Raw genomic sequence first — 10,425 nt, 5'->3', positions numbered from 1 at the left:
AGTGGTAGTTCAGTTGGTTAGAATACCGGCCTGTCACGCCGGGGGTCGCGGGTTCGAGTCCCGTCCACTCCGCCAACGCCAAAAAGCAGCCTTCGGGCTGCTTTTTGCATTTCCAGCCCCATCCCGGATTACCCCATCCCACTTCATCGGCATATAGATGTTGCAAAATGCTTAGTAGCTGGGAATACTATTAGACTTTTAAAAATTTACATCAAGAGATTTCACATGAACAAGACAGCCCTGCTGGCGTTGTGCCTGAGCAGCCACGCAGCCTGGGCCAGTGCCGGCGCGGACGAGCCTACATGGCAATACACCGTTCAATCCGGGGACACGCTATGGTCGTTCGCAGCCAAACACCTGACTTCCCCGGCCTATGTGCCCAAACTGCAACAGCAAAACGGCATCGCCAATCCTTATCGGCTGACGCCGGGCAGCCGTTTGCGGGTGCCATACAGCTGGACCCGCCATAACGAATCCGCCGTCACCATTGACGCCCTGTCCGGCCCCGTCAGCATCCAAGGACCCGATGGACAAACATTGAAAGCCTCGACCGGCTTGCATCTTGTTGCCGGCACTCGGCTGTCCACCGGCCAGGACGCCACGCTCAAGCTGCGCCTGGCAGACGGTTCGACGCTGCAACTGGGCGCCAACAGCCAGCTGACGCTGGGCAAACAGGTGTTCTACCCGACCACCGGCGCCATCCAGTCGCTGAACCAGCTGGACCGAGGCTCCGCCAGCAATGCGGTGGTGCCCAAGCAGCTGATGCCGAATCGCTATCAGATTTACACCCCGTCCGCCGTCACCACCGTGCGCGGCACCGAATTCCGCGTACGCAGCCTGAATGACAAGGACACCGCCGCCGAGGTGCTGCGCGGCAAGGTCAACCTGGCAGCCGGAGATGATGGCATCGATATTCCGGCTGGATTCGGCGGACGCAGCGACGGCAAGCAATCGGCAGCCCTGCCCCAGCCGCCGCAACTGGAAGGCATGATCACCATCAGCCCGTTCAACCCGCCGCTGCTGGAATGGCATAAACAGCATGGCGAAGCCGGTTATCAGCTGGCGCTGTCCGATGCGAAAACCCAGCAGCAGCTGTTCAGCCGCAGCACGGATGCGGCGCGCTTCTACCCGGAACTTCCGCAAAACGGCAGCTACCTGCTGACCGTGCGCGCGCGCAATGAGCTGGGCATTGAAGGCTTCGACGCCTCCCGCGTCTTCACGCTGCAAGCCAACCCGCTGCCGCCGCTAGTTTTCAACGACGGCAGCCGCACCAGCCAGCGCGCCCAGACGCTATGGATAGGCAGCAGCGCCAGCCCGGAGCGCCCCGGCTGGCTGCAGGTGGCGCGCGACCCCGCCTTCACCGACATCTGGCATCAAGGCAGGGTCGAGCAGAGCGCCTTCGCCCTCAATGTGCCGGACAAAGGCAAATGGTATTGGCGGCTGGCCTCGCTCAATGAAGAGGGGCAGCCCGGCCCCTACGGCAATACCCAGGAAGTGCGCATCGACCCCTGGTACAGGCTTGGCCTGCCAGGCGATCGCAAGCTGCAATCGCGGCGCTATCCGCTGGCCAACGCGCGCTATACGCTGCAATTGGCCCGCCCGGACACGCCCGAGCGCATCGTGTGGCAGCAAAGCGCCGCCGAACCGGCCTGGCCGCTGCTGCGCCTGCCAAGCGGCCATTTCATCGTCACCATCCTGGTGGACGGCGACGGCGAATACCATGCCAAAGAGCGATATTCCACCGTGTTTTTGCCGTAAAATCACACGATGCGCTCCTTCCAGATATCCCGCTACAGCAGGGCGGCTCCGCTGCTGCTCGCCCTGCTCGGCCTGCTGCTGACCGCCAGCCAATTATTGGGGCGGCTCGATTTCTGGTGGTATGACATTCTAACAAGAAACAATCCGTTTCACGGCCCCGAACAGAACCTCATCGTCATCGCCGTAGACGAAAAGAGCCTGTCCGAACTGGGCCGCTGGCCCTGGCCGCGCGCCTTCCATGCCCAACTGCTGGACAAGCTGGGCGGCGCGCGCGCCGTCGGTTTCGATATCGCCATCGCCGAGCCCTCGCGCGACCATCCCGAAGCGGATGGCTATCTGGCCAATGCCATTCGCCGCAACGGCAAAGTGGTCGGCCCGGTTTTCCCGGAATTGCGCAGCGGCCAACTGCTGGAAACCCGTCCGCTGCCAGTCATCGTGGGTGCCATGGCCGGACTGGGCCATACCGATTACGAGCGGGACGAGGACGGCGCGATTCGCCGCGTCTATCTGCAAGCCGGGCTGGGCGAGCCGCGCTACCCTAGCTTCGCGGCCGCCATTCGCGACGTCGCCAACGGCCAGCGCGAAGCGATCCCCCCAGCCCAGCCCCCTCGTCCCGGCCAGGCCTGGCTGCGGCGCGATCTGGTCATGGTGCCATTCAGCAGCGGCGCCCAGCCTTTTCATCTGATTTCGTACAGCGACGCCCTCAACCGGCTGCCGGCCGCCTTGTTCGACGACAGCATCGTGCTGATAGGCGTGACCGCCAACGGCTTGGGCAATCAGCAGCCGACGCCGGTATCCGTCAACAATGCCGGCATGCCCGGCGTGGAAATCGACGCCTATATGGTGCACGGCCTGCTGAACCATCAGCTGAGGCGGCCCATGCCATTGTGGCGGGAATGCCTGCTGGGCGCGCTGCTGCTGGGCCTGTTCGACTGGCTGTTGTCGCGCCGGCTTCGCGCGCCAAAGCTGCTGGCCGGCTATGCGCTGGCCGCCGGCGCGGTGTTGCTCAGCTCCGCCGCCCTGCTCTATTTCGCCTCCTTGTGGGTAGGCGGCAGCGTGGTGGCCATGCTGCTGTTGCTCAGCGGCACCCTGCGCTACGTCAGCGGCCAGGCCCGGCTGTTCTCCCTGGCCTTCACCGACGGACTGACGCGGCTGCACAACCGCCGCCATTTCGACGAGGCATTCAACCATGCCTTCGAACAATACCGACAGAAACAAAAATCGCTGGCGCTGATCATCCTCGACATCGACCATTTCAAGAAATACAACGACCACTACGGCCATTACGCCGGCGACGAGGCCTTGCGGAAAGTGGCGCGCGCGCTGCGGGATTGCTTCAACCAGAAAGGCCAGTTGACGGCGCGCTTGGGCGGAGAGGAATTCGGCGTGCTGATCACGCCCGGCAATGCGCAACAGGCCATGGCGGCCGCCGAGCGCTTTCTTGGCCACCTGACGGCCTTGGAGTTGCCGCACTCGGCCAGCCCGCTAGGCAAGGTCAGCTGCAGCATAGGCGTATGCGCCTGCATTCCGGGCGCGGCGGACAGCACCCGCACGCTATTCGAACATACCGACCAGGCGCTGTACGAAGCCAAACGCAGCGGCCGCAATCGCGTCAGCCTTTATCCCGCGCAACCGACCACCAGCGCGCAAAAAAGCGCGGACGATGCGTCCGCGCTGCAAGATTGAATCGGGCCAATCATCATCCGCGGCGACGGCTCACCAGCCACAGGGTCCAGACAATCACGCCCGCAAAGAACACCGCCACCCAGAACGGCATGGTCATGCCGAGAAAACGGCCCTGGATCGCCGCGCACTCGCCGCTGCCCTTCAGCACCTTGGACAGCACCTCCCACAAGGGGAAAGACTCCATCAGGAACTCCAGCCCCGGCCCGCATTGCGGCACCTGGTCCGCCGGCAGGCTTTGCAGCCACAGCTGGCGCAGCGACACCCCGCCGCCAGCCAGCGCGGACAGCGTCACCAGGCCGGCCCATACCCTGGCGCCGGCTCTGCCTGGATTATGCAGCGCAGCCAGCAGCGCGCAGACGCCCACCGCCATCACCCCTATGCGCTGCAGAATGCACAGCGGGCAAGGCTCCTCGCCCAGCTGATATTGCGCGAACAACGCAAAGCCGATGGCGCCGGCGCAAGCCGCCGCCACCAATAGAAACCCTTGCCGGTTGCTGATATTCAAACCCATGCCCCTTAGCCTTTCCTGATATGTCTTGCGAGTAACGCAGTGTAAACGGAAAAGCTCAGATTGGGGCGGCCTGGCAAAGTTCCGGATGCTCACAATTCCAGGAAAGCCCGGATCTCGTCTTTGTGAGCCAAGGCGTCATGGTAGCCCAGGGCGATCAGCTCGCGGCAGTAGCCCGGTTCGAACAGCAAATAAGTGGCCAATGCCGTGCCGCGCTGCTTGGTGCCGCCAGTGCCCTTCATGATGAAACGCAATACTGGAGGAAACAGATCGGTATGGCGGTAAACAATGCCCTCCAGCGACTTGCTGGGATTCAGCTGGAAAATCTCCACCCTCTTCAGCGAGGTGCGGCTGGCCAGCTCTGCGTGATCCTGCAGCAGGGAAACCGTGTGATTGACGCGCTGCAAGCGCTCCATGTCCACCGCCATGCTGTCGATGAACACGCTGTTGAGCAGGTGGCCGAACACCTGCGCCGGCAGCGGATAGGAGCCCACATTGCGCCGCTCTATCGTATCGGGCCGCTGACTGGCCAAGCCGACCACGAACAGCTTCTCCGCCCCCAGGTGCAGCGCCGGCGACAAGGGCGACAACTGGCGCACCGCGCCGTCGCAATAGAACTTCTCCCCTATTTTCACCGACGGAAAGATCAGCGGAATGGCTGAGGTCGCCATCACATGATCCAGGCCGATGCGTTCGCGCAGGCCTTGCCGCTGATAGCGCGACCACTCGTCCAGCGCCTCCGCCCCCTGGAAAAACGTGACCGACATGCCCGTGGTGTAGCAGGATGCGGTCAATGCCAAGGCCTGCAGGGCGCCGCTATGAATGGAGCGGTCCACGTCGTCGAAATTCATGATCCGCGCCAACAAGCCGCGCAGCGGCGCATTGTCGAGAAAACTCTGCGGATTGCGCCAGACGCGCCCGCCGCTCAGCAGCGAAAGGCCAAAATGCAGGAAGGTTTTGACAAAGTAGAGCGTGCTGGCGTCGTAGATGTCTTGAATGTGCAGCTGCTTCCACACCTTGGCCAGGGTGGTCACCGCCAGATGATAGTTGCCGGCGCCCGATGCCAGCGCCACGGCGTTGATGGCGCCGGCCGAGGTGCCGCAAATGATGGGGAAAGGGTTGCGCTCCGGGTCGGGCAACAGCCGGGAAATGCCCAGCAACACCCCTACCTGATACGCCGCGCGCGCGCCACCGCCGGACAATACCAAACCGATTTTGCTCGGCCTGCGCATGACTTGCCTCTTTCCGAACGTCTTATTTGTTCTATTAGAGATAGTCAAAAACGCAGTGCAGCAGCAAGCCTATCGCTCAGAAGCCGCCCGCCTGCAGCAAGGCCCACAAATGCGCCGCCACCAGCGCGCGCCAGGGGGCGAAATCCCGCAGCCAATCCTGCGTCCGCTGCTGGTCCGGCTTATCCGCCATGCCCAAGAGCATGCCCAGCGCCTTGCGCACCGCCACATCGCCATGCAGCGAGCCATCCAGCCAGCCGTAACCGCGCAGCAAGGCGTAGCTGACCGTCCACGGACCGATGCCCGGCACCGCCAGCAAGCGCTCGGCGATGACGTCGGCCGGCACGCCATCCAGCCAGTCATCGAGCGGCAGCGTCCCATCGGCCACGCCCTGGCTCAGGGCCAGCAAGGCGCGGCTTTTGGCGCGGGAGAAACCGGACTCGCCGAGTTGATCCGCGGTCAGCGCCGCCAGCCGCGCCGCGTCCGGGTGGCACAGTAGCCCGGAAGAATGGCGGCAATCGCACAGCAGCAGCATGCGCCGGCGCAGCGTCACCGCGGCCGCCACGCTGATCTGCTGGCCGGTGATGGCCCAGGCCAGCGCCTCGAACGGCGTGGCCGTCTGCGGCACCCGGAGGCCGGCTCGGGCGGCGATCAGCGCGCCAAGTTGCGGATGGCCGCGGTAACGGTCTTCAAATGCTTCTACCGGCTGATTCAGGCCCAGCATGCGCCGGCCCAGGCTTGCCAGTTGCCCGGCGTCGCCGGCCTCGCCATCCACCGCCAGCCGCAGCGCGGCCCGGCCATCCTGGAAGCGCAGATCGAGACAGGCCGGCCTGCCCTGCCACAACAGGCCCTTTTTCAAGCCATCCTCGTCCACCCGCTCCGCCAGCCGCTCGCCATCGCGCCGATGAAACGCCAGGATGTCCTGCGGGCGGAAGCCAGGCGGCAGCGCGATATCGCAATCGATGACAGGCATGATTCAGCGCGCCTTGCGAAAGGTCAGATTGATGCGGCGTTCGCCCAGCAAGGCGTGGCAGCCCGGCTTGACTGGCTGCACGCCATGGAAGCGCATGCGATCCGGCCCGCCCCACACCAGCACGTCGCCGTGCTGCAGCAGGATGCGGGCGCTTGGGTCGGCACGGCGCAGGCCGCCCAGCAGGAAGACCGCCGGCAAGCCCAGCGACACGGAAACTATGGGTGCCTTGAAATCGCGCTCGTCCTTGTCCTGATGCAAGCCCATGCGCGCCCCGGGCAGGTAACAATTGATCAGACAGGCGTCGGGATCGAAACCCGCGAAGCCAGCCTGAGCCGCCGCGCCGCGCGCCAGCTCGCGCAAAGGATCGGGCATCGCCGGCCAGGGCTGGCCGCTGTCCGGGTCGACGGCGGAGTAGCGATAGCCGCGCCGATCCGACACCCAGCCCCATTCGCCGCAGCTGGCGGTGGTCACCGACATGCGCTGTCCGCCGGGCGTGACCATGCCGCGCAGCGGCGATTGCCGCAACACCGCCTCCACCGCCGCGCACAGCGCGATTTCGCCAGCGCAGGCCCAGCCGTGCAGCAGCACGGTGCCGGCCGACAGCTGCTCGGCCCACGGGCCGTCGGCCGACGCGAACAGGCTGCCGCTCACTCCTCGCCGGCCACCATCATGCCGCCGACCAGCACCGAGCCTATGCGGCGGCCGCCGCGGTCCAGCGTATCGTTGGCGACGGCCTCGATATTCAGGAACATGTCGCGCAGATTGCCGGCGATGGTGATCTCCTCCACCGGATAGGCGATGACGCCGTTTTCCACCCAGAAGCCGGCCGCGCCGCGCGAGTAGTCGCCGGTCACGGTGTTGACGCCCTGGCCCAGCAGCTCGGTCACCAGCAGGCCGCTGCCCATCTGGCTCAGCAGCTCGGCCACGCTCTCGCCGGTGGAGTGCACCACCAGATTGTGCGCGCCGCCGGCGTTGCCGGTGGTCTGCATGCCCAGCTTGCGGGCGGAATAGCTGGACAACAGGTAGCCCTGCAGCACCCCGCCATCCACCAAGCGGCGCGACTGCGTCGCCACGCCCTCGTTGTCGAAGGCGCTGCTGGCCAGGCCGCGCATCATCAGCGGGTCTTCGTCTATCGTCACCTTGGCCGCCATCACCGGCTTGCCCAGCGCATCCAGCAGGAAAGACGATTTGCGGTACAGATTGCCGCCGCTGATCGCCGCGGTCAGGTGGCCCAGCAAGGACATCGCCACCGGCGCCTCGAACAGCACCGGATACTGCCCGGTCTTGACCCGGCGCGCGCCCAGGCGGCGTACGGCGCGCTCGCCTGCGATGCGGCCGATCTCTTCCACCGGCGCCAGATCATCGCGATGGCGCGCGGCCGAATACCAGTAGTCGCGCTGCATCACGCCATTTTCTTCCGCCACCACCGCCGCCGACAGGCTGTGCCGGCTGCTGGAGAAGCCGCCGCGGAAACCATGGCTGTTGGCGTAGACAAACTGGTTGGCCTGCACCGACACGCTGGCGCCCTCGGAGTTGCGGATGCGCGCGTCCACCGCGCGCGCGCTGTCCTCGCAGCGGCGCGCCAGCTCGATGGCCTGCTCCACCGGCAGCTGCCACGGGTGGTACAGGTCCAAATCAGGCAGGTCGTCGGCCAAGAGCTGCGGATCGGCCAGGCCGGCGCAATCGTCCTCGGCGGTGTAGCGGGCAATGTCCAACGCGGCGCGCACGGTATCGGACAGCGCCTGATCGGAAAAGTCCGAGGTGCTGGCATGGCCCTTCTTCTGCCCCAGGTAAACCGTGACGCTGACGCCCTTGTCCTGGTTGTATTCGATGGTTTCCACCTCGGACAAGCGCACGCTCACGGTCTGGCCGATACCTTCTGAAACGTCAGCCTCGGCGGCGCTGGCGCCGTGCTGACGAGCCAGCTCGAGCACGCGGTCAGCGATGCCGTTCAAGATGTCGGGACTGAAACTGAATGTTTTGTCTGCCATAGTATCTTTCGGAACAGTGGAAACGGCCGGCGGCCTTTTCCGGTATCATACCAGCCTTGAAAACCGAGTGAGACCTAGCAACAATGACCGACTACCAGAACGACGACGATGGTTTCGTCAGCAAGTCCCAGCGCAAGCGCGATATGGACGCGCTGCAGGATCTGGGCCGCGAGCTGGTCGAGCTGTCCAAGGACACGCTGAAGAAGATGCAGCTGCCGGAGGATCTGCTCACCGCCGTACTGGACTATAAACGCTTTACCGCCAACGGCGCGCTGCGCCGCCAGATGCAGTACATCGGCAAGCTGATGCGCGACGTCGATCCGGAACCCATCCGCGAATACCTGAAAATCCTCAAGGGCGAATCGTCCGAGCACATCGCCTGGCAGCACCTGCTGGAGCGCTGGCGAGAAAAGCTGATGGCCGACGACAAGGCGCTGTCCGACTTCCTGGCCGCCTTCCCGGAAGGCGATCCGCAACAACTGCGCACGCTGATGCGCAACGCGCGCAAGGAACTGCAGGAAAACAAGGCCCCCAAGGCCTACCGCCAGCTGTACCAGGAAATCAAGGCGCTGATTCCGGAGCCGGGCAAGCCGCGGCTGTGGCAAAAGGATGAGGACGAAGAATAATGCTGAAGATTGGCCTGGTTTCCATTTCCGACCGCGCAAGCCAGGGCGTCTACGAAGACAAGGGCCTGCCGGCGCTGCAAGACTGGCTGGCCCGCGCCCTCGCCACTCCGTTTGCAACCGTCACCCGGCTGATACCTGACGAACAGCCCGGCATCGAGGCCGAACTGAAAACGCTGGTGGACGACGAAGGCTGCCAACTGGTGCTGACCACCGGCGGTACCGGCCCGGCGCCGCGCGACGTCACCCCGGACGCCACGCTGGCGGTAGCCGACCGCGTGATGCCGGGCTTTGGCGAACAGATGCGCCAGATCAGCCTGAAATTTGTCCCCACCGCCATCCTGTCGCGGCAGGTGGGCGTGATCCGCAAGCAAAGTCTGATCCTGAATCTGCCGGGCCAGCCCAAGGCCATCCAGGAAACGCTGGAAGGCCTGCGCGGCGCCGACGGCAAGGTGGAGGTGCCCGGCATCTTCGCCGCCGTGCCCTACTGTCTGGACCTGATAGGCGCGCCGTATATCGAAACCCACGAGTCGGTGGTCAAAGCCTTCCGCCCCAAGTCCGCCATCAAGCCGGCGCCATGAACTACCGCGCGCCATCGTGGCTGCGCGGCGGCCACGCCCAAACCATCTGGCCCGCCGTGGCCGTCAAGCTGGCCCCGCCGCGCTACCGGCGCGAGCTGTGGGACACGCCGGACGGCGCGCGCATCGCGCTGGACTTTGTCGATGGCCAGCCCGGCGCGCCGCTGGTGGTGCTGTTCCATGGCCTGGAGGGCAGCAGCGCCAGCCATTACGCCAAGGCGCTGATGCACGCGGTGGCCGCGCGCGGCTGGCACGGCGTGGTATCGCATTTCCGCGGCTGCGGCGGCGTGGACAATCCCTTGCCGCGCGCCTACCACGCCGGCGACGCGGCGGAAGTCCGCTGGATTCTGCATCGGCTGTCCGGGCGCTTCGCCGCCTTGGCGGCGGTCGGCGTATCGTTAGGCGGCAGCATGCTGCTGAACTACCTGGCCGAAGAAGGCGAGGCCGCGCTGCCGCTGGCCGCCGCCGCCATCTCCGCCCCGCTGGACCTGGTGGCCGCCAGCACCCGGCTGGACAAAGGGCTTGGCAAGCTGCTGTATACCCGGATGTTTCTGGACACGCTGAAGCCCAAAGCCATGGCATCGCTGCAGCGCCATCCCGGCCTGTTCGACGACGTCCGGCTGCGCCGCGCCCGCACCTTCATCGAATTCGACGATCTGGTCACCGCCCCGCTGCACGGCTTCGGCACAGCGCTGAACTATTGGACGCAGGCCAGCAGCAAGCCCAAGCTGAAACACATCGTTCGTCCTACGCTGGTGCTGAACGCGCGCAACGATCCGTTTCTGCCGGAAAGCGCCCTGCCCGACCCCTCGCAGGTTTCGTCTAGCGTAACGCTGGACTTTCCCGACGACGGCGGCCACGTCGGCTTCGCCACCGGTCCCTTCCCCGGCCGCATCGACTGGCTGCCGCAGCGGGTGCTGGCCTTTGTCGAGCCGCATTTGAAGTCATAAATCGCTAAACAAGGAGCGAAAATGGCTGAATTCGATGCTGAGCAGTTTTTGAATGGCTATGTCCCAATTACAAGTTGGTAACTACACTGAAGTAAGCCTCTCACCAGGAGCGTGATGATGGATACCCAG

Annotated in this window: 10 protein-coding genes; 5 read left to right on the top strand and 5 right to left on the bottom strand. The window is 64.9% G+C overall.

Going from position 1 to position 10,425, the window contains the following annotated elements; translation table 11 throughout:
• Positions 1-225 precede the first annotated feature (225 nt).
• Positions 226-1,758, top strand: a complete 1,533-nt coding sequence (locus tag QUG01_RS19540; RefSeq protein WP_500831545.1) for a FecR family protein — start codon at positions 226-228, stop codon at positions 1,756-1,758.
• Positions 1,759-1,767: 9 nt separating this feature from the next.
• Positions 1,768-3,444: a CHASE2 domain-containing protein gene (locus QUG01_RS19535; RefSeq protein ID WP_500831544.1), complete on the top strand. Its 1,677-nt coding sequence runs from the start codon at positions 1,768-1,770 to the stop codon at positions 3,442-3,444.
• Positions 3,445-3,457: 13 nt separating this feature from the next.
• Here QUG01_RS19535 and QUG01_RS19530 read toward each other — a convergent pair whose 3' ends face one another.
• From QUG01_RS19530 to pmbA, 5 genes are all read right to left on the bottom strand, one after another.
• A complete protein-coding gene (locus tag QUG01_RS19530; protein ID WP_274771829.1) occupies positions 3,458-3,955 on the bottom strand; it encodes a disulfide bond formation protein B in 498 nt (165 codons plus the stop codon).
• 89 nt (positions 3,956-4,044) lie between these two features.
• Positions 4,045-5,184 (bottom strand): patatin-like phospholipase family protein, encoded by a 1,140-nt coding sequence (locus QUG01_RS19525; RefSeq protein WP_500831543.1) that lies wholly within the window; start codon positions 5,182-5,184, stop codon positions 4,045-4,047.
• A gap of 76 nt (positions 5,185-5,260) precedes the next feature.
• The gene (locus tag QUG01_RS19520; RefSeq protein ID WP_500831542.1) at positions 5,261-6,154 is read right to left on the bottom strand and encodes a DNA-3-methyladenine glycosylase family protein; all 894 of its coding nucleotides are present in this window, start codon (positions 6,152-6,154) and stop codon (positions 5,261-5,263) included.
• A 3-nt stretch (positions 6,155-6,157) separates the two neighbouring features.
• Positions 6,158-6,805, bottom strand: a complete 648-nt coding sequence (gene alkB / locus QUG01_RS19515; protein ID WP_500831541.1) for a DNA oxidative demethylase AlkB — start codon at positions 6,803-6,805, stop codon at positions 6,158-6,160.
• A complete protein-coding gene (pmbA, locus tag QUG01_RS19510) occupies positions 6,802-8,145 on the bottom strand; it encodes a metalloprotease PmbA (protein ID WP_500831540.1) in 1,344 nt (447 codons plus the stop codon). The genes alkB and pmbA overlap by 4 nt, the downstream gene beginning before the upstream one ends.
• An 83-nt stretch (positions 8,146-8,228) precedes the next feature.
• Here pmbA and yjgA point away from each other — a divergent pair, with 83 nt between their 5' ends.
• From yjgA to QUG01_RS19495, 3 genes are read left to right on the top strand one after another with little or no spacing between them, the layout of a single operon-like run.
• Positions 8,229-8,771: a ribosome biogenesis factor YjgA gene (gene yjgA, locus QUG01_RS19505; protein ID WP_043626687.1), complete on the top strand. Its 543-nt coding sequence runs from the start codon at positions 8,229-8,231 to the stop codon at positions 8,769-8,771.
• Positions 8,771-9,349, top strand: a complete 579-nt coding sequence (gene mog, locus QUG01_RS19500; RefSeq protein WP_500831539.1) for a molybdopterin adenylyltransferase — start codon at positions 8,771-8,773, stop codon at positions 9,347-9,349. Before yjgA ends, mog begins: the two co-directional genes overlap by 1 nt.
• The gene (locus QUG01_RS19495) at positions 9,346-10,296 is read left to right on the top strand and encodes a YheT family hydrolase (RefSeq protein ID WP_500831538.1); all 951 of its coding nucleotides are present in this window, start codon (positions 9,346-9,348) and stop codon (positions 10,294-10,296) included. Before mog ends, QUG01_RS19495 begins: the two co-directional genes overlap by 4 nt.
• Positions 10,297-10,425: the final 129 nt, after the last annotated feature.

The sequence above is a fragment of the Chromobacterium sp. CCUG 76385 genome (assembly GCF_059916625.1).
This window is presented reverse-complemented; position numbering and strand designations above follow the sequence as displayed.